This window comes from Shewanella sairae (genome assembly GCF_023283535.1).
GTDB lineage: Bacteria > Pseudomonadota > Gammaproteobacteria > Enterobacterales > Shewanellaceae > Shewanella > Shewanella sairae.
Window position 1 is genome coordinate 1 of the sequence record NZ_JAKILT010000030.1, and the last position, 19,078, is coordinate 19,078.

Here is a 19,078-nt window from a genome sequence, read left to right on the forward strand (position 1 = left end):
AGTTTTACGTGGTTTATTTGTTTTCATAAGTACCTCAATGGTGATTGTACTTACTTAGTGGAGTGTCTAAAAGTAGTGGCAGGGATCATTTCAGAGGTATTGAGCCTGCTTAGACAGCAAGCGCCTGAGCTGCCGAGTATGGAGTTATTAGCCGAGCAGCAAAATATCAGTGCCAGAACCCTAAGGCGCAGGCTGGCTAGCGCTAATACCAGTTACCAAAAGCTGGTGGATCAGGTTCGCTGTCAAATGGCGATAGATTTGATCTTAACCAGCGACTATTCAATCGAGGCTATTTCTGATCTGATGGGCTTTGGCGAAGTGAGCCATTTTAGGCAGAGCTTTAAGCACTGGATAGGTTACCCGCCTGGGCACTTTCATCGGCTCAATCGTCCTTTAAGCGGCTAATTCTAAGTGACTGATTATAAATAATTAACGCGCTACTTTTTAGCTTTGCAGCCTATAGTGTAAAGCGCTACCTTTGTCATCGCCTATTACTGCTGACAATTACCTAATGCCGGCTCCATTTGGTCAATCCACTTTTCTATCAACGCGACTGCATCGCTATGGGCAATACTGCGACCAATGGGCGGCATTCTGTCTTTGGCGTTGTTCAATTCTTGTCTGTACACCAAAATCGAATGATCACCGTCGCCAGGAATAATATCGTAAGATAAGCCGCGCTCACCGCCATCCCATCCGGGAGGCTGTTTACAAACCCCGTATTCAAAGCTGGTGTGGTCGACATAAAACCCAAGCCTTAAGCCTGAGATACTGGCAAAGCCTTGTGGGTTATGGCAATGGGCGCAGTTCACATCTAAATAGCCTTTTGCTCTGGCGGTAAGCGGCGCCGAGTCATCAAAAATATCGTAGGTTTTACCGACTTGATTAAGCTGTGGTAAACCTTGCAGCAATCCTTGCTGTTGCCATAGCTGCAACTGGTTGATTTGACTACCTTGATGGCTAACGTCTCTATTGAGCAAATGTGCTTTTAAGCCGATGGGCTCAATTTGACTGCTATCGCCACTGGTTTGGTGGCATAACTTACATTCAGCGCGGCTAGGAACATGATAATCAAACTGTTGGCTTTGGCCTTTATGGTTAAGTGTATGGGGAATATCTTTGCCAGAGACTTGCAGACTTGCTTCTCCGTCTTGCCAGATATAGGGCAGTGTCGTCCAGCCTGTGTCTCGGTGAATGAGCAGGCGTGTTTCAATTAATACTTCATTATTTGCGCCGCTCACTTGAGTATCAAAGGGCAGGGAGAAGGTTTTTACCAATACTGTGCCCACCGGCATGTTGAATGTATCGGTGGCATCAAAGGCGATGGTTTGGTTTGTGGGGACAAATATAAAGCGGTGTTTACTGGCATAGTTAGAAAATAACGCTGTTGAGAGTTGGTAGCTTAACCCCGGTGATGTTGGCGAGCTGGTGGGAATGGAAGGGTCGATAAACAGTCCATATTGCGCTAAAGACTGACAATCTTCATTCATCAGTGCATCCCAATTAACTTCTGTGGTGGTGCCCTCACAACGAGATGATGGATCGGGCGAGGGGGTAGGGTCTGGGGTAACCGCCGGCGCTTGGGGATCGGGTGTTGTTTGTGCTTGCTCATCGGAACCACCGCAGCCGACTAATAGGTAAATTGCAATAATGAACAAAACTGTGCGCATGGGTTTTCCCCTATTTTTGGTGTTTTAGGGTTAAAAAAGGCCGGCATGTGCCGGCCTTAGGTCGATATAGGGATTAAAATAATCCGCTATTAGTTGGAGCAGCTTGCTTCAGGTAGACGTTTAATCCACTCGTTAATGAGTGCAACACCTTCTGCGTGAGATAAGCTTCGGCCGATCTCTGGCATTCTGTCACCCGGGTCGTTAGATTCCATTCTAAAGTGCAGAATCGACTCCTCAGGCTTACCCGGCACGATATCAAACCCTAACGATCCACCACCATAAGCCACAGGTGACTTACAGGTACCGTGTGAAAGACCGGCATCTTCAGCATAGGAGCGCCAGTACTCAAGCTTTAAGCCTGTGTTAGACGCGTTACCTTCTGGGCGGTGACAATGGGCGCAGTTAATGTCTAAATAACCTTTGGCTGCGTTCATTAGCTCAGTGTCTGAAAGCTCTGCAATACTGGTTTCATCGCCGTCATTGTATGCCGGAACTGTATCTATGCTGGTTACATCAGGTACACCTTGCAAGATACCCGCTGCTTGCCACTTTAATAACTGGTTCATGCTACCGTCGCTATAGGCGTAATTTTTATTAAGATTGCGCGCTTTAGGGCCAATAGGCACAAATTTAGCTGGGGTATCAGCGTCGGGCTTATACTGATGGCACTGTTTACATTGGTTCATGCTTGGCACCACATAATCAAAGGCAAAGTCATTGCCATTGTGCATCACACTCTTGGCTTGAATGGCACCGGCTTTGGCTAGAACCGCATCAGACTTTTCGGCGTTCCAGACATAAGGCAGGGCAGTCCAGCCTGTTTCGCGGTTGATCAGCAAACGCGTTTCAATTAGGTCTTCATTAGCAAGGCCGCGCATACTGGTATCAGCCGGTAACGCAAATGACTTAACGATGACGGTGCCGACCGGGAAGTCCATTGACTCGGCTGCAGAGTAATTCGCCTTAGTCCCCTCTGGCACAAATACATAACGATATTTACTTGAGTAGTCAGTAAATAACGGCGTATTTAAGTCATAAGGTAGTCCACCAGAGTGTGGGGCATTGGTTGGATCTTTCATGTCTGCAAATAGGTTGTAGTCAGACAGATTTGGACAGTTTGCTTTGAGTAGCGCATCCCATGAGGCATTTGAACCTTCAGCCTTACACAAGCTTAAGTCGCCATCGCCCTCAAGACCACCTTCACCTTCGCCAATGGTGCCGCCGCCACCCACTAGATTACCGCCGTCACAACCTGCTGTGTCATCATCGACACCACAACCAAAGATCTGATCGCCAAAGGTGACAGTATGCACTGGCAAGCTGACTTGTTGACAGTTCATGATATCGGCCTGTGTTTTTTCAAGCAGGAACTCTGGGCTATTGGTATCGGTATTGTCATTGGCATATAGGCGACCAAATGACACATCACCATTGTCGGTTGCACAGATATTGTCACTGCCGTCATCGGCAAATGGCAGTTCTTGTAAGCCTAAATATGCCGCGGTGCCATTATTTGATAGCAGTTCACCAAGGCCATCGTATAACACGCCCGGGAACTGACCGTGGGTAAAGAGGTAACCCTTAATAATGTCATCAATTAGGTAACCATTAGGCTTTTGCCCATAGCCTTCAATTTTGTTGCCATGCATATAAATATTGCGCGGCGTTGGGCGCCAGCCATCTGCTATCGGTTGTCCTGGTTGACCATAGTTAGCCACAAAAGCCGAAATATCTGGCTCGGCAATAAAGAAGCTCGAAATAGTGACAGCCATAGTATCGTGATTAGTGATCTCATTATTAAAGATCTCCACATCGTCGGTAGACAGGATAATCATACCTGTGCCCGGTGGCACAATGTGTACGCCTGCTGGGTTGGCGAAAGCGTTAGCAAAGTTTTTGGTGTTGTTGTCGTAAATTTTGTTATTGAAAATACGTACGCTTGAGCCGTATCTATGGTTACCAATAGGTAAGTCAAACACTAAAATACCACCAGTATTGCCCATGGCCTCGTTGTCATATACATCGGCGTATTTTGAGTTTTCAATTTCAATACCAGCCACGTTTTCTTTAGCGATATTGCGGCGCACGACAATGTACTCAGACTGACCCACATAAATACCGGCATCGGCACTACCACGGACATAGGTATCTTCAATGAGAATGTTTTCACATTCAACAGGGTATAGACCGTAAGCACCGTTGCCTTCGTCAAGCTCACCTTCCCAAACTGTTGCTAGGCGGCGCAGGATAATACCATTGGTATTTTTAAGCTTGATGCCGTTGTTTTTAGCTTCGTTAACCGACAAGTCTTGAATAATAATGTTCATGGCATTTTGCACAAAAATACCGTCGCCTGAGTTGGCATTTGAGAAGTCTAAAACAGTCTCATCCATGCCATAACCCATAATGGTGACGTTTTTAGCGTAGCTGCCATCGCCGTCAACATCGCCGTCAAATAGCAGTGTTGATTCGATTTCAAAGTTACCTTTAGGCAACACGATGACATCACCACTTTGGGCATTAATGAGTGCTTCTTGAATGCGAATAGTGAGGTTGTCACCAGCTTCAACCATAATGGCGCCTTCAGGAAAATTGTTCTCAGGTTCTGGCTCTGGCACCACCACTGCGGGAGTATCGTCTACCACTGATTTATCATCGTCTGATGAACAAGCCCCCAAGCTTATTGCAACAGCGCTGGCAATCAAAGTTGGCATTAGCCAAGTCGGTTTCTTGTTGAGCATAGCGTCTCCAAAATTATTTTTATTATGCGACTCCTAGATTGCACTGGCGTACAAGATAAGCAATGTGAAATGTGGACAACAATTATTTAACAACTTGTTATCTTAAGTGTTTGTGTTGAGGTTTAAACGAGGTGGTTGGGCTTAACTATTGAAATTTAGATTGAACTCGATAAGTTTCAAACGCCTGTATTGATTCGCTATGCCTGATAAAAAGTGGGGTTATTTTAGCGGCGCCATGACGGTATCGCGCTTTGCTCAAAAAGGCGTGGGCGGAAATAGGATGGGATAAAGCAAATAGCTAAAACGATGAGTTATAAAAAATCCCCACCGATTAGGGCAGGGATTTTATTTATTTTAACGCGTGCCAGTCGCTATTTACATAGCGAGTCATACTTAGATATCGATACCGAAACCAATAATAAATTGATAGTCATCTTGCTCTGGGATCAATCCGCTGGCATCTGCCTGTGGGTTATTGATGTGATCCCAAACGAACGACAGGTCAAGGTCAAACATACTGGTTAATTCAATCTCTAATGTAGCAATGGCATGGTGAGTATAACCACCTGACTGTTCATTACCGTATTGCACGCGGTATAATGTATTGAAATCGATGTCACTGGTAATTTCAGTGTCAAAAGCAGTTTCAATGACCATAGCTGCACTGCCATCATCGGTTTCTTCGCCAGCGGCTACTTCATCGAAGCGTGTATAGGTATAAGTCGGACCACCACTGATGCTCCATTCTGTTTTTGAGTTATCAATGATGTTGTAACCCAAACCCGAACCGACTGTCGCTCGATACTCAATGTTTGAGAATGGATCTTTGTAGATCTCAGCAAAGATAGGTCTCACATAGAACTGCTTTGAGATAAACCAGTCAAAGTTAGTGTTGATACGATGATTGTTAATGCGGCTATCACCGTCGGTCTTAGAGTAATTACCGATGTAATCAAGGTTAAAACGTGATTCAGTGGTACGGCGAATCGTCTTAGCTAATGCGCTGTAATCGATTTGGTCGGTATTACCGCTGCGAAAGTTTGCACCTAAGGTGATCTTGCTTGACCAGTAATTAGCTTCTGATTGGTCGCCAGCAATAATGGTCATTATTTGCGTGTTATCAAACTCTTCGCCATTAATGTACGACTTACCATTTTCAACCAGTAAACGGCCCGTTTTAGTGCTTAGATCGGTAAAGCCAATACTGACAATGCCACTACTTTGCAGCACTTTAACGTCTTCCCAGTCGATATAGACAGTATCGAGCTCATCACTTTCAAACTCTAACTTGTCATCATAAAGGTTTTTAATTTCGCCCTTTAATAGCTCAAGTGAAGTGAGTTGCAGCCAATCGTACTTAGCATCCGCTGGCGGATATAGATCGGCTGGCGTAAGTGCTTGTTGAGAGGTAGCTGGTGTCGTGATAACCGCTTCTGCTGAAGTTGCAGAACCAGAATAAACGGCTGCGAGACAGGTCGCAGCGATAAGTGTATAGCGCATGTGGTATTCCATTAAGCTTCCCTTGAAAAGCGATTCCTTTGGCTGACTTTATTTTTAGCCGGTCAGCTTTAATTAAGGTGTAAATATGCTATTCAAGGTTTGAGTATTAAACAACGGTGCAATGATTTAAGCGGCGATTATAAAGCCTGCTCAAACCATGGCAACATAAACTCGGCAATTATTATCTGCGCTTTTTGATTTGGGTGAATACCATCTCGTTGCATTAATGATGGGTCGATGACAATTTGCTCCATAAAAAATGGCATCAAGGTGACGTCATGTTCAGTTGCTAAATCTTTATATACCGTATTAATCTGTGAAGCGTATCTTGGACCGTAATTAGGTGGCACCATAATCTCACTTAATAACACTTTTACCTGTTGTGCTTTAGCTAGCTCAATGATTTTTGTAAGATTGTTTTTCAATTGTTTTGGTGGGAACCCGCGAAGTCCATCGTTACCGCCAAGTTCTATCAATAATATTTTTGGCTGAGCAGATTCAAGCAGGGCGGGCAGTCTGCGTAATCCGCCGGCCGATGTTTCGCCGCTAACTGAGCCATTAATGATTGAGCTATTTGGCATTTTCTCTCGTAGTAATTGCACCCAGCCTTGATTTTCAGGCATGCCATAACTTGCACTTAGGCTATCACCTAGGATTAATATAGGGGTAGCACTCAGCCCAAAACTGCTGAAAACCAATAATAAGACCAAACCGCGAAGTCGGTTTTTAACGTTGAAGAAGGATTCTATGTCTGAAAATAGCGCCATTTCCGTAAGCCACCTAGTTAAATCAGTTGTTACTCAAGAGGGAGAACTGACTATCCTCAACGGCATTAATATGGATGTCAAGCAGGGAGAGAGTGTGGCGATCCTCGGACCATCGGGTTCAGGTAAGTCAACGTTATTAGGTTTGTTAGCAGCTCTTGACTCGCCAAGCAGCGGTTCAATCAAACTTGACGGTGTTGCACTTGAAACACTTAATGAAGAGTCTAAAGCGTCCCTGCGCAAGCAAAAAATCAGCTTTATTTTTCAATCTTTTATGTTAGTCGACACCTTAAACGCCCTTGAGAACGTGATGCTGCCAGCGGAGTTAGCTGGGATTGCAAAGGCGAAAGACAAAGCCCAAGCTATGCTTGAACGGGTTGGATTAAGCCATCGTTTAACCCATTTTCCTAATCAACTTTCCGGTGGCGAACAACAACGCGTGGCGATTGCCAGAGCGTTTATTTGCGAGCCTAAAGTGTTATTTGCCGATGAGCCGACAGGTAACCTTGATTCAGCCAATAGCGACAAGATTGCCGATATGCTGTTTGAACTCAACCGTGAAAGTGACACTACCTTAGTGCTGGTCACTCACGATATGGAGCTTGCCAGCCGCTGTCAGCGACAATTTATTATGGATTCGGGCTGCTTAAGCGAAAAAACGGCTGTGCAATATGTTGAGCAGAAGGCAGAGGAAAGTGATGAGGTAACGGGCGAGGCGCGCGCATGGAGTTAAGCTTAGCGTGGAGATTGTTTAAAAGGGAGTTATCCCAAGGCCAATTGGTGTTAATTATTTTGGCGATAACCTTGGCAGTGCTGTCGGTTACCGGTCTTGCCAGTGTCAGTGAGCGCTTGCAGCTGGCGATTAATGGCCAAGCCTCTAAGTTTATCGCAGCTGACCGCATCATTGATTCACCCAATGAAATAGACCCTAAGGTGCTGCAGTTAGCCGATGATAATGGCTTATCTCGTGTCAGTAGCATGCAGTTTAATTCGATGCTTTATGCCGGTGATGCGTTTCAGCTAGTGACGGTCAGAGCGGTTGAACAAGGTTATCCGTTAAAAGGCGATATTGAGCTTAACACGGGTAAAGCCCAAGGCTTACCTAGCGCGAATAACATTTGGTTTGAAACCCGTTTAGGTGGCTTGTTAGGTTACCCAGAGCAAATTGAGCTGGGTAATGCCAAGTTTGGCTTATCGAAAGAGATTATTCGTTTGCCTGATGCGGGCTTTAATCCGTTTGCCTCATCGCCGGTTGTGTTGATGCGCATAGAAGATGTGGCTAAAACTGAAGTGATTCAACCGGGCAGCCGGGTAACATACCGTTATCAGTTTGCAGGTGATGCGACGGCGTTAAATGCATTTGAAGCACAAGCTAAGCCGTTGCTAAATACCAGCCAGCGTTGGGTAGATGTGCAGTCTGGTGATTCACCTATTGCTGAAGCGGTAAAGCGCGCGGAGCGTTTCTTATTGCTGGCAAGCTTATTAGGTATTGCACTTGCCTGCGCGGCAATCGGCATTGCGGCGCAGCGTTACTGTCAGCGTCATTATGACGTGGTTGCCATGCTTAAAACCTTTGGCGCATCGGCAAAACAGATCCGCGTGCTATTTGGTATGCACTTATTGTTAGTGACCGCCGTTGGTGTGGTACTCGGGCTTATTGGTGGCTTTGCCTTAGATAGGGGCATTACTGCATTTTTACCGGCAGAAATTGCGGCTTATACGCCGCCAATGATGCGGCCGATTATGCTGGGCTTAGGCACTGGCTTTATTAGTGCATTTATGTTTTCGGCTTATCCACTCATGCGCTTATTGGCTATTCCGCCATTACGGGTATTGCAAAGACAGCTTGAAGGCATACAGCTAGGAATGTGGCTGCACTTAGTGCTGAGCTTAGGGGCGATGGCGCTATTGGGGTATTTGTACTCGCAAAGCCTTGCATTAACCTTAACTGTAGTCGCAGCGGTTCTTTTGTTAGGCGTACTATTAAGTGTGCTTGGCTTCTTTATGATTCGACTTGGCCACAGTGTGGGCATGAAAACCACCAATCCATTGCAGTTAGCATTAGCGGGGCTTAGACGCCGCGCCAAACAAAATGCGGTGCAGCTGGTGGGCTTTAGTAGCGCGTTGGTGTTGCTACTGACTATTTTTGCTCTTAGACAAGACTTACTCAATGAGTGGCAAAAACAGTTACCGGAAAACTCGCCTAACTATTTTTTAGTCAATATTGCGCCGGAAGAAACTCAGCCAATTAGTGAGTTTTTAGCGCCGCATCTAAAGTCTGCACCAATTATTTACCCTGTTATTCGTGGACGATTGACGGCAATTAACGATGAGGTGTTAATTTCGCGCGATCAGCAGCAAGAGGGTGTTGAGGGCAGAGTGGGGATCTCCCGCGAGTTAAACCTCACTTACCGCGATAGCATGCCACCTAATAATGATTTGTTAGAAGGTGAGTTTAACCAAGACAAGTATGACGTTTCGGTTGAGTCGGGCGTGGCTGAGCGCTTGGATTTATCTTTGGGTGATAAATTAACTTACACCATAGATAACCAAAGCCTGACGGTAAATGTTGCCAGCATTCGTGCGGTGCATTGGGAAACACTACAACCCAACTTCTTTATGATCTTTACTCAAGAAGCATTAGCGCCGTTTGCTTATACTTCTATGTCGAGCTTTCATCTTGATGACTCGCAGCGGGGATTGATTTTAGATTTGATCAAACAGTTCCCAACGGTATCGATTATTGATGTTGGTGCTATGGTGAGTCAGCTTAGGCAGATTATTGATCAGGTCTCTTTGTCTCTGTCATTGGTACTAGTGTTGGTGTTACTAGCAAGTGCCTTGGTGATGATAGCGCAAACAGAAGCGGGTATGGCAACAAGACAGCGAGAGCTGGCGGTATTGCGTACCTTCGGCGCCTCAGGTTGGCTGCTTCGTGCGGCGACCGGACTTGAATTTGCGCTACTTGGTACTATCGCGGGTATTTTAGCGGTAATTGTTGCTGAGTTTACCCTTTACCTACTTAAAACGCAGGTGTTTGAGTTAAACGTGTATATGCATTGGCCATGGTGGGGCATAGCGCCGCTTTGTGGTGGATTAGTTGTGGCGACTTTAGGTATTTGGCGCTGCAGGCAACTACTAAGTAAGTCATGTGGCGAGCTGCTTAAAGGGCATTAGTTGCTGGTAACAATTTGAGCACTAATCAAAAAAGGATAACGCAGGGCGTTATCCTTTTTGTTTTTAGCTCTAAGCTTCTTCAGAAGGTGGGACTTTTACTTTAGTCATCTGCTGATTAATAGGTCAGTCGCCTAATACTTCTGCTAATGCGGGGGCAAGCTCTGGGTATTGATACACAAAGCCCGCATCTAAAGCACGTCTTGGTGTGACGTATTGACCTTCGATGAGTAACGATGACATCTCACCTAAAGCAAGCTTTAACGCAAATGTCGGCGCGGGAATACACGCTGGGCGATTAACGGCTTGGCCAAGTGCCTGAGTAAAGGCTTTATTGCTGACAGGGTTGGGCGCTGTGCCGTTATAAATGCCTTCGCAGTCAGCATCAAGGGTCAAATGGCTGATAAGCGCGATAAGATCTGCCTGATGGATCCAGCTCATTCCCTGTTGTCCGTTACCAATAGGGCCGCCGAGGCCTAATTTAAACGCCGGTAACATTTTGGCTAGCGCGCCGCCGTGGCGACCTAATACTAAACCGATGCGGACAATACACACCCGTGTTTGCTCGCTTTGGGCTTTTAAGGCTTCATCTTCCCAGCGGCGACAGACTTGGTGGGTAAATTCGGCTTGGGTCTGTTGGCTAACTTCAAAGCTCTCATCGATAGGTTGTAGCTTTTGATCGCCGTAATAACCAATGGCTGATGCGCTGACAAATGTGTGCGGTGGTGTGTCACTTTGTTTGATTAAACTGCTTAGTTTACTGGTAAGGTCCCAGCGGCTTTGGCAAATAGCTTGCTTTTGGCTATCGCTCCAGCGTTTTCCGGCAATGGGCTCGCCGGCTAAATTGATGACGGCGTCAAAGTCATTGAGGTGAGTGAGCAGATCTATTGACGCTAGGTACTGGTGTGAGGCGCCCAATCGTTTTTCAGCTGCCTCAACTGAGCGGCTTAAAATCGTTAGCTGGTGGCTTTCTTTTAAGGCGTTAACCAGTTGCGTACCAATAAATCCGCTGGCGCCAGTTAGTAATATATTCATAGGCTCAAACTCAGAGGTTATAAAATAGATGATTATCAGTACGCTATGGCTGACCTATTGGATCGACTGTTTTTGATAACACAGCTCTAGCGACACTGAATCGGCAAAACGTAATGCATGGGGCTTATCGATTTCTACTTTAGCAAAGTCGACCCAATCATGCTCACTGGCAATGCTCAACACTTGGCTGGTTAAGTTTTCCAGTAAAGAAAAACGGTTGTTTTCAACTAAAGCAATGATCTTTTTCGTAATCGTGCGATAATTCAGAGCATCATCCATATTGTCACTGTTTCTGGCTTTATCTGCACAGTAATGAATAACAGTATTAATGGTGACATCTTGCTTATTTTGAATTTCGTCTTCTTTAATGCCAATGTAAGTACGTAACCTTAGGTTCTTAATGCGGATCACGGCGATTTCTGGTTTCATAAAAAACGATGTCCCTGTTGTAGTTCATGTTAGAAGCAGTTTATATAACCCTATCAATATTATAGTGAATCAAGAAGGACTTTATTGTAATGACTCGATTCGAGAATCAAGGTGTAGCCTTTAAAGGCTTCGCCATTTCCGCATTTATTGTGGTCATTTTGGCTGGCATTAAAGCGGCTAGTCCAATTGTGGTACCGTTCGTACTGTCAGTTTTTATTGCGGTGATCTGTAATCCGATGATCAGTTGGATGACACGTCATCGTACACCACGCGGTTTAGCTGTACTGCTGTTGATGGTGTTTATTGTGTTAATGGGCTTGTGGTTGGCCTCTGTGGTTGGCACTTCAATTAATGAATTCTCCAAACAGTTACCTTTTTATCGTGATCAATTAATCGATCAGTTCTCTTGGATTGTAGAAAAGCTAGCGGCGTTTAATATTCAAATTTCCAAAGAACAGATTTTGGCTTATTTCGACCCGGGTGTTGCGCTGTCGATGACAACAAATATGTTGTCAGGTGTAGGTAGTGTGATGGCTAACCTGTTTTTGATTATTTTGACCGTGGTATTCATGTTGTTTGAATCAAACGGTTTTTCAACCAAAATGCACCTTGCATTAGACGATCCAGATATGCGCTTAAAGCAGGTGGACCGTTTCTTACATTCTGTAAACCAGTACATGGTGATTAAGACATTAGTCAGTTTAGCAACGGGCTTAATCATTGGTGTTGGTTTGTACTTTATTGGTGTCGATTACGCATTGTTATGGGGCGTGATTGCGTTTTTGTTTAACTATATTCCCAATATCGGCTCTATCATTGCAGCTATTCCGTCGGTGCTATTAGCCTTTATTCAATTAGGCCCTGGGGCTGCTGGCGGGGTGGCATTACTTTACCTTGGTACCAATACGGTTATGGGCAACGCCGTTGAGCCAAGATACATGGGTAAAGGTTTAGGCTTATCGACATTGGTGGTGTTCCTGTCGTTAATTTTCTGGGGCTGGTTATTAGGCTCTGTGGGCATGTTGTTATCTGTACCTTTGACCATGATTGTGAAAATCGCCCTTGAGTCTAGCTCTGGCGGACGTTGGTTGGCGGTGCTGCTAGGTGATGATGTGTCTGAGGAGCAATTACAAGAAGCCAAAGTTAGCGTGACGACAGCATTAGAGAATACATCGCTAGCGCAGTCTGACGTAGAGCAATCTGCAGCAGCGAGCGAGCAGCAAGACAGTAATCAGTTAAAAAATAGTGAAAAGTGAGTTTGATGCAGTTATTTATTGAAGCAGTACAACAAGTAGAGTTTCCTGAAGATGTTACGCGTTTATTTCACGGGCGTGGTGGGCGTTTCCCGGCTTGTGAACACTTATGTTTAGATTGGTTTTCGCCAGTATTGCTATTAACCAGCTTTAAAGGCTTAGAGCCAAGTGAGCTTGAGACCTTGTGCGAAGCAATAGAGCAACGCTGGCAAGCCGTTAAAGGTAATGAACCATTAAACTTAGTGTTTCAATATCGCCGCGGTGGTGAGACTCATACTGAAATCATTCAAGGTGAAGTGCCTGAAAAACATATCGTCACTGAAAATGGCGCGTGTTTTCAAGTGCATCTATTACGTGGCCAGAACCATGGTTTGTTTTTGGATATGGCAAATGGTCGCCAATGGGTACGTGAACACAGCGCACATAAAAAAGTGCTAAACCTATTTGCTTATACTTGTGGCTTCTCGGTGGCCGCTTTGCAAGGTAAAGCCGATGAAGTGGTTAATATCGATATGAGTAAAGGTGCTTTATCTATCGGTAAGCAAAATCACATTTTGAATGATTTTAAAGCCGGGGCGCGTTTTTTAGGTCATGACATTTTTAAGTCTTGGGGTAAGTTAACCAAGCTTGGGCCTTATGAGGTAATCGTTGCCGATCCGCCAAGTAATCAAAAGGGCAGTTTTGTGGCGACCAAAGATTATGCTCGATTGCTAAAACGTTTGCCTGAGTTATTAACCGATGATGGTGATATGTTACTGTGCCTTAATGCGCCAGAATTGAGTATTGATTTTTTAATGCAGCAGGTTGAGGAGTACAGCCCGAGCTTGGTTTTTTGTGAGCAACTGGCTAACCCTACAGTGTTTGAAGATGTCGATCCTAATAAAGCGTTAAAAGTGCTTAGGTACCGTAAGCAAGCTGTGTGCTAGCTTTTATAAGGTTTAGTTTTTAGATGTCATAGCTTTTAGATGCGCTAGCTTTTAGAAAGACGCGATAGGCCAAACAAGATGTTTGGCCTTTTTTATGCCAGTTTTGTGCTAAATAAGCCTATTTCTAACCTAATGGGGGAGATAACGTGCGAAGAAAGGAATGGTTAGTATAATATTTGAGCACTAAAAGTAGGCTGTTAAGCGTGAAAATGAATATAAAACTGAAAGTCTTTCACTTGTGCAAACCGTTATTGACGGTTTTTAGGGTAATTAAGGTGGTTTTTGCTGTTTTATTAGGATAGTTGTGAAAGTTTTCTGTAAGTACTGCCTGCAAGCTGTTATACTCCGAATTAAGAACTATGCATATTTGGCATATTTTTGAAAAAAGGCTAAATGTCACACTTTTGATGACATGCCTCTTTACCCTACACCTTAATCAAAGATCCGGAGTCGTTATGGAAATTCAGGAATATGAAGGCGCATATTACCAACTACAAGATGAGATGTTAGAGTCTCTACCAGTTGAAATGGATGAAGAAGCGTTTTTAGATTAAGGAAAATCGCTAAGAGCTCAGTTATAGCGTGTGACATCATAAACTGTAACTCGAGTCTTAAGACAAAATAGCAACCTAAGGGTTGCTATTTTTTGTTGGATTACCGCTAAACCAGCATAAAAAAACCGTCACCATATTGATTGGTATAAAGTAGGTAATACTTTGGTGCCTTTAATCGTGCCGGTTTGTAGAGTATTGGCTGCAGCTTATTTATAGCAGGGTTTAACCGTTCACTTGTCGCTTTTCTGGCATGATTTCGACAATGATCCATTTACCGTTGCGCTTATTTAGGCGTAATGTTCTATCGTCCACCCAAGGTTGTCCGCCACGTAGTCCCTTCATTTTGACGATGACGGTGACGTCATCGGTAAATTTACGGAAGAAGTCGATATCTACCTCATCAACTTCTAATTCAACATTTGTCATCGATAAATTAAGCATATTTCGCTGCACTGCTGCGGCAATGTAGTAGTGACCTAAAATTTCCTTTAATGGATCATCAACATAAAATTTAGCTTTTTCTATGTCTTTGTCATTGTAGACAGCGCTGAGAAAGCCTAGTGACGATAATTCAGGTGTACGAAGGGATGGCTTTGCACCAGCGTTTATTTCTTCACTGGCTTGGTTTGATGGACTGCAAGCGCTAAGACCCAATAAAGTAATGGCAAAAATAATGGCTTTAAACATGTGTTAACTTCTTATGAGTTTGGCTCAGTATTACGATTATTAAGGGCTAACGCAAGAAAATCAGTTTAGATCTTATCTAAAGCTTGACCTAAGTAAAGATCTAAGGCATATCTGTATAGATGACTTGAAAAGGTTATCCACAGAATCTGTGGATAACCATGTTGAAGACTATTTTTAACATGCTTAAGCTGCTGATTCGTAACCAGTAAATCTACTGGTTATTTTTTGATACATTCTGTTTTGTCTAATATTTATCTACTTTTAAAGCATCAAAATCGCTATTTCTAGCGCAGATAAACGATCTTGCGATCGTATAACCATCTCAAATTATCTTTAATTGAATATACGGCGTAACCAATTAACCTGAGTTACTTGGTATAACTATTATTTGCTTAAAAACTCATCTAGTATCTGTTTTAACTGAAAAAGCTGAAGGAAGTGAATATGTCTAGCCGTGTATATGTATTAGCGCAATTTAAACCTAAGCCGGGTAAAGAAGCGGAATTATTTGAAGTGTTAAAAGCGTTAGAGCCGGATTCATATCGAGAAGAGGGCTGTATTCAATATATGCTCACCCGTCAGATTGATCATCCGAGTGCTACACGTAATGAATATCCGATTGTATTTAACGAGATCTGGCAAAGCGCAGAGGCTTGGGCTGCCCATGGTACTCGTAAGCAAATTCAGCACTTTTTTGAAACTCAAGTGCAAGCTGAAACAGGCTTAGTCGCTGATGCGATTGTTACCGCTTACAGTGACGAAGGGCACCATTACGATAGTCCGATTTACAAATAATCCTGTCCATAATGTTTATAAACAGATTTAAAAACAAAAAAGCCTGCAAATGCAGGCTTTTTATTAGGATTTAAACGAGGCTAATTAAGCTTGTTCGTTTTGAGCCGCTTGAATCGCAGTTAGAGCGATAGTGTAAACGATATCGTCTACTAGCGCGCCGCGTGATAGATCGTTCACTGGCTTACGCATACCTTGAAGCATTGGACCAATAGAGATCAAGTCAGCACTACGTTGTACCGCTTTGTATGTTGTATTACCCGTGTTTAGATCTGGGAATACGAATACAGTAGCTTGACCAGCAACAGGGCTGTTAGGCGCTTTAGAGCGAGCAACGTTTGGCATTACTGCTGCGTCGTACTGTAGAGGACCGTCGATCATTAGATCTGGACGTCTTTCTTGAGCAATGCGGGTCGCTTCACGAACTTTATCTACGTCAGAACCTGTACCTGAACTACCGGTAGAGTAACTGATCATGGCAACGCGTGGCTCAATACCGAATGCAATTGCAGACTCTGCAGATTGAATCGCGATATCAGCTAACTGCTCAGCGGTTGGGTCTGGGTTAATCGCACAGTCACCGTAGATGTAAACTTGATCAGGCATAAGCATGAAGAAGATAGACGATACTAGGTTTGAACCTGGTGCAGTTTTGATTAACTGTAGTGGTGGACGAATTGTGTTCGCTGTGGTGTTTACCGCACCAGAAACAATACCGTCTACTTCGCCTTGAGCAAGCATCATAGTACCCAGTACCATGTTGTCTTCTAATTGCTCTTTAGCAACAACTTCAGTTAGTCCTTTACCACGACGTAGTTCAACCATAGCTTCAACGTAACGGCTACGTGATGTTTCAGGATCAACGATTTCTACGCCGTCACCTAATACAACGCCTTGCTGGCTTGCAATACGTTCGATCTCTTCGCGGTTACCTAAAAGCACACAACGCGCGATACCACGTTCAGCACAGATAGCTGCAGCTTCGATTGTTCTTGGCTCATCACCTTCTGGCAACACAACAGTCTTACGCGCAGCACGAGCAAGTTCAGTTAGCTTGTAACGGAATGCTGGTGGCGATAAACGGTGCTCACGTGGAGAGTTCTTAGTGATGCTCTCAACCCAGTTTTGGTCGATGTGGCTGGCAACGTATTCTTGAACTTGTTCAATACGTACAGCGTCATCTACAGGCACTTCGTGGTCGAAACGCTGGATGTTTAGCGCTGTTTGCCATGTGTTAGTATCGATTAAGAATACTGGTAAGCCTGTTTCGAAAGCTTGTTCACAAAGCTCCATGATCTGTGGCTCTGGCTCATAACCGCCAGTAAGTAGTAGTGCGCCAACTTTAACGCCATTCATCGATGCAAGACATGCAGATACGATAACGTCTGAGCGGTCGCCTGAAGTCACTAGTAGTGAGTCAGTTTTAATATGGGTAACCATATTCGGGATGCTACGTGCACAGAAAGTCACTTTACGCATACGGCGAGTGTTCATCTCACCAGCGTTGATGATTTTAGCGCTTAAGTGCTTAGCAAGATCTGATGCACGTGGGGCAACAAGATCTAGGTTGTAAGGTACGCTACCTAAAATACGTAGTGGGCTCTTACCTGGAAGTTGGAACATGCTTGCTGCGTCTGGACGCGGCATTTCGTCATGGTCAAATACTTCTGATAGGTCAGGGCGCGCGCGACCTTCGTCATCAACCGGTGCGCCAATTTTGTTGACGATAGCACCAATTAGACGCTTGTTTTCAGATCCACCCCAAGAGTTATGAGAAATCTCTAGGCGGTTCATTAATGCTGTAGCACTTTCGTTGCCTGGTGTAGCAACAAAAATGATGTCTGCATCAAGTGCTTTAGCGATTGCATGGTTAACATCGCTAGAGAAAGGATGGTTACGAGTTTGCACCAAACCTTCAACGATCAAGGTTTCTGTATCATCAGCACATTCTGTTGCACGAGCAATGATCTGCTCCATCAACACGTCAGTTTGGTCTGCACGAATTAGCTTTTCTGCATGTTCCATCTCGAATGGCTCAAGCGGATTAACAGTTGGAGACTTGCTCAAAATTGTCGTAGAGCGCTCTGGACCATTGTCGTTTGGACGTTGTTGGGCGATTGGCTTGAAAAAGCGTACTTTAACGCCATGGCGTTCAAGTGCACGAACCATACCTAGGCTGATGGAAGTTAAACCCACGCCGGTACCCACTGGAATGAGCATAATGTTACGAGACATATTGACCTCTTGAAACTCGGTGATGCCATACAAAGTATGACTAAAATCTTTTTACTGCGCTAACTACGGCTAATACTGAGTATTAGCCGTATTTTCTTGCTATTACTTGATTAGCTCGATTGCGTCTTGCGCAATAACCCACTCTTCATTAGTAGGGATAACCATAGCAACAGTACCTTCGTCAGTCGTGATCTGACCACCGTTACCAAAGCGAGCAGCAGCGTTACGCTCTTTATCAACGTTGAAGTTGAAGATCGCTAGAGAGTTAAGTACTTTTTCACGGATTAGATCAGAGTTTTCACCGATACCACCAGTGAACACAACTGCGTCTAAACGCTCTAGTGGCACAGTGTAAGAAGCGATGTACTTAGCTAGACGGTAGCAGAAGATTTCTAGTGCTAGTGTCGCGCCTTTGTGACCACTTTCAAAACCTTCTTCGATGCCACGGCAATCGTTAGTTAGTTCAGAAATACCTAGTAGACCACTTTGCTTGTTAAGTACTGACTCAACTTCGTCAAGTGTGTAACCTAAACGGTTAACTAGGTGGAAGATAACTGAAGGATCAACGTCACCACAACGTGTACCCATTACCAAACCTTCTAGTGGAGTCAGACCCATAGAAGTATCTACACTCTTACCGCCTTTAATAGCAGTAACAGATGCGCCGTTACCTAGGTGAGCACAAATGATGTTTGTGTCAGCTTCGTCTTTACCTAGTGCAGCAGCAGCTTCGCGGCTGATGAATAGGTGGCTAGTACCGTGCATGCCATAGCGACGGATTGCGTTTTCGCGGTATAGCTTGTACGGCAGTGCGTAGATGTATGCTTTTTCTGGCATAGTCTGGTGGAACGCAGTATCAAACACAGCAACTTGTGGTAGTGCTGGGAATGATGCTTGAGCTGCACGAATACCGATTAGGTGAGCTGGGTTGTGAAGCGGTGCAAGTGTTGCACAGTCTTCAATACCGTGAATAACAGATTCGTCAATGATTACTGACCGAGTGAATTTCTCACCGCCGTGTACTACACGGTGACCAATTGCTTGGATCTCTGCAGCGATTTCTGGGTGAGCACCTAGAATGTCGTTAACAATGTATTCAACAGCTTCTCTGTGAGCAGTGAAAGCACCTAGGCTAGCTTCACTTTTCTGGCCGTTAACTTTCCATTTGATTCTTGAATCTTCAAGACCAAAACACTCAGCTAGACCTGAAATTTGGTCATCGCCAGTTAGCGCATCAATAACTGCAAACTTTAGAGATGAACTACCACAGTTAAGTACCAGTACCAGTTTGTTTGACATGTTTAAACCTTTTGCAATA

15 protein-coding genes are annotated in these 19,078 nt (G+C 44.4%); 6 read left to right on the forward strand and 9 right to left on the reverse strand.

Features of this window, described 5'->3' with window-relative positions:
• A partial coding sequence (locus L2748_RS13395; protein WP_248957708.1) for a helix-turn-helix transcriptional regulator occupies nucleotides 1-405 on the forward strand: 405 nt, incomplete at its 5' end.
• A gap of 86 nt (nucleotides 406-491) precedes the next feature.
• On the opposite strand, the gene L2748_RS13400 is transcribed toward L2748_RS13395, so the two are convergent.
• From L2748_RS13400 to L2748_RS13415, 4 genes are all read right to left on the reverse strand, one after another.
• Nucleotides 492-1,670: an SO2930 family diheme c-type cytochrome gene (locus L2748_RS13400; RefSeq protein ID WP_220782501.1), complete on the reverse strand. Its 1,179-nt coding sequence runs from the start codon at nucleotides 1,668-1,670 to the stop codon at nucleotides 492-494.
• Between the two features lie 89 nt (nucleotides 1,671-1,759).
• Nucleotides 1,760-4,411, reverse strand: coding sequence for a parallel beta-helix domain-containing protein (locus tag L2748_RS13405; protein ID WP_220782500.1), 2,652 nt, complete (start codon nucleotides 4,409-4,411; stop codon nucleotides 1,760-1,762).
• Nucleotides 4,412-4,804: 393 nt separating this feature from the next.
• Nucleotides 4,805-5,923 (reverse strand): DUF481 domain-containing protein, encoded by a 1,119-nt coding sequence (locus L2748_RS13410; RefSeq protein ID WP_248957709.1) that lies wholly within the window; start codon nucleotides 5,921-5,923, stop codon nucleotides 4,805-4,807.
• Between the two features lie 125 nt (nucleotides 5,924-6,048).
• Nucleotides 6,049-6,678, reverse strand: coding sequence for an arylesterase (locus L2748_RS13415; protein ID WP_246616226.1), 630 nt, complete (start codon nucleotides 6,676-6,678; stop codon nucleotides 6,049-6,051).
• Between L2748_RS13415 and L2748_RS13420 the strand changes: the two genes are divergently transcribed.
• The gene (locus L2748_RS13420; RefSeq protein WP_220782498.1) at nucleotides 6,659-7,408 is read left to right on the forward strand and encodes an ABC transporter ATP-binding protein; all 750 of its coding nucleotides are present in this window, start codon (nucleotides 6,659-6,661) and stop codon (nucleotides 7,406-7,408) included. The two genes, L2748_RS13415 and L2748_RS13420, sit on opposite strands and share 20 nt — an antisense overlap.
• Nucleotides 7,399-9,852 (forward strand): ABC transporter permease, encoded by a 2,454-nt coding sequence (locus L2748_RS13425; protein ID WP_220782497.1) that lies wholly within the window; start codon nucleotides 7,399-7,401, stop codon nucleotides 9,850-9,852. Before L2748_RS13420 ends, L2748_RS13425 begins: the two co-directional genes overlap by 10 nt.
• A gap of 123 nt (nucleotides 9,853-9,975) precedes the next feature.
• Here L2748_RS13425 and L2748_RS13430 read toward each other — a convergent pair whose 3' ends face one another.
• Both L2748_RS13430 and folX read right to left on the reverse strand, forming a co-directional pair.
• Nucleotides 9,976-10,884, reverse strand: coding sequence for a TIGR01777 family oxidoreductase (locus L2748_RS13430; protein WP_220782495.1), 909 nt, complete (start codon nucleotides 10,882-10,884; stop codon nucleotides 9,976-9,978).
• Between the two features lie 54 nt (nucleotides 10,885-10,938).
• Nucleotides 10,939-11,313, reverse strand: a complete 375-nt coding sequence (gene folX, locus L2748_RS13435) for a dihydroneopterin triphosphate 2'-epimerase (protein WP_220782494.1) — start codon at nucleotides 11,311-11,313, stop codon at nucleotides 10,939-10,941.
• 89 nt (nucleotides 11,314-11,402) lie between these two features.
• Here folX and L2748_RS13440 point away from each other — a divergent pair, with 89 nt between their 5' ends.
• Nucleotides 11,403-12,569 carry an AI-2E family transporter gene (locus L2748_RS13440; RefSeq protein ID WP_220782492.1) on the forward strand — a complete coding sequence of 389 codons (1,167 nt, stop codon included), beginning with the start codon at nucleotides 11,403-11,405 and terminating at the stop codon, nucleotides 12,567-12,569.
• A 5-nt stretch (nucleotides 12,570-12,574) separates the two neighbouring features.
• A complete protein-coding gene (locus tag L2748_RS13445) occupies nucleotides 12,575-13,492 on the forward strand; it encodes a class I SAM-dependent methyltransferase (RefSeq protein ID WP_220782491.1) in 918 nt (305 codons plus the stop codon).
• Between the two features lie 776 nt (nucleotides 13,493-14,268).
• Here L2748_RS13445 and L2748_RS13450 read toward each other — a convergent pair.
• Nucleotides 14,269-14,733 carry a hypothetical protein gene (locus L2748_RS13450; protein ID WP_220782490.1) on the reverse strand — a complete coding sequence of 155 codons (465 nt, stop codon included), beginning with the start codon at nucleotides 14,731-14,733 and terminating at the stop codon, nucleotides 14,269-14,271.
• Nucleotides 14,734-15,177: 444 nt separating this feature from the next.
• Here L2748_RS13450 and L2748_RS13455 point away from each other — a divergent pair, with 444 nt between their 5' ends.
• Nucleotides 15,178-15,528: a putative quinol monooxygenase gene (locus tag L2748_RS13455; RefSeq protein ID WP_220782489.1), complete on the forward strand. Its 351-nt coding sequence runs from the start codon at nucleotides 15,178-15,180 to the stop codon at nucleotides 15,526-15,528.
• An 84-nt stretch (nucleotides 15,529-15,612) separates the two neighbouring features.
• Here the strand turns inward: L2748_RS13455 and pta are convergent, their stop codons facing one another.
• Together pta and ackA are read right to left on the reverse strand one after the other, a co-directional pair.
• Nucleotides 15,613-17,760 (reverse strand): phosphate acetyltransferase, encoded by a 2,148-nt coding sequence (pta, locus tag L2748_RS13460; protein ID WP_220759579.1) that lies wholly within the window; start codon nucleotides 17,758-17,760, stop codon nucleotides 15,613-15,615.
• Nucleotides 17,761-17,862: 102 nt separating this feature from the next.
• Entirely contained in the window at nucleotides 17,863-19,059 is a 1,197-nt protein-coding gene (gene ackA, locus L2748_RS13465; protein WP_220782488.1) for an acetate kinase, read from the reverse strand.
• Between the last annotated feature and the right edge of the window lie 19 nt (nucleotides 19,060-19,078).

Bases quoted from the DNA above. Each gene is read 5' to 3' on its own strand.
- L2748_RS13400 (WP_220782501.1), bottom strand. From the start codon at position 1,670: ATGCGCACAGTTTTGTTCATTATTGCAATTTACCTATTAGTCGGCTGC.
- L2748_RS13405 (WP_220782500.1), bottom strand. From the start codon at position 4,411: ATGCTCAACAAGAAACCGACTTGGCTAATGCCAACTTTGATTGCCAGC.
- L2748_RS13410 (WP_248957709.1), bottom strand. From the start codon at position 5,923: ATGGAATACCACATGCGCTATACACTTATCGCTGCGACCTGTCTCGCA.
- L2748_RS13420 (WP_220782498.1), top strand. From the start codon at position 6,659: ATGTCTGAAAATAGCGCCATTTCCGTAAGCCACCTAGTTAAATCAGTT.
- L2748_RS13415 (WP_246616226.1), bottom strand. From the start codon at position 6,678: ATGGCGCTATTTTCAGACATAGAATCCTTCTTCAACGTTAAAAACCGA.
- L2748_RS13425 (WP_220782497.1), top strand. From the start codon at position 7,399: ATGGAGTTAAGCTTAGCGTGGAGATTGTTTAAAAGGGAGTTATCCCAA.
- L2748_RS13430 (WP_220782495.1), bottom strand. From the start codon at position 10,884: ATGAATATATTACTAACTGGCGCCAGCGGATTTATTGGTACGCAACTG.
- folX (WP_220782494.1), bottom strand. From the start codon at position 11,313: ATGAAACCAGAAATCGCCGTGATCCGCATTAAGAACCTAAGGTTACGT.
- L2748_RS13440 (WP_220782492.1), top strand. From the start codon at position 11,403: ATGACTCGATTCGAGAATCAAGGTGTAGCCTTTAAAGGCTTCGCCATT.
- L2748_RS13445 (WP_220782491.1), top strand. From the start codon at position 12,575: ATGCAGTTATTTATTGAAGCAGTACAACAAGTAGAGTTTCCTGAAGAT.
- L2748_RS13450 (WP_220782490.1), bottom strand. From the start codon at position 14,733: ATGTTTAAAGCCATTATTTTTGCCATTACTTTATTGGGTCTTAGCGCT.
- L2748_RS13455 (WP_220782489.1), top strand. From the start codon at position 15,178: ATGTCTAGCCGTGTATATGTATTAGCGCAATTTAAACCTAAGCCGGGT.
- pta (WP_220759579.1), bottom strand. From the start codon at position 17,760: ATGTCTCGTAACATTATGCTCATTCCAGTGGGTACCGGCGTGGGTTTA.
- ackA (WP_220782488.1), bottom strand. From the start codon at position 19,059: ATGTCAAACAAACTGGTACTGGTACTTAACTGTGGTAGTTCATCTCTA.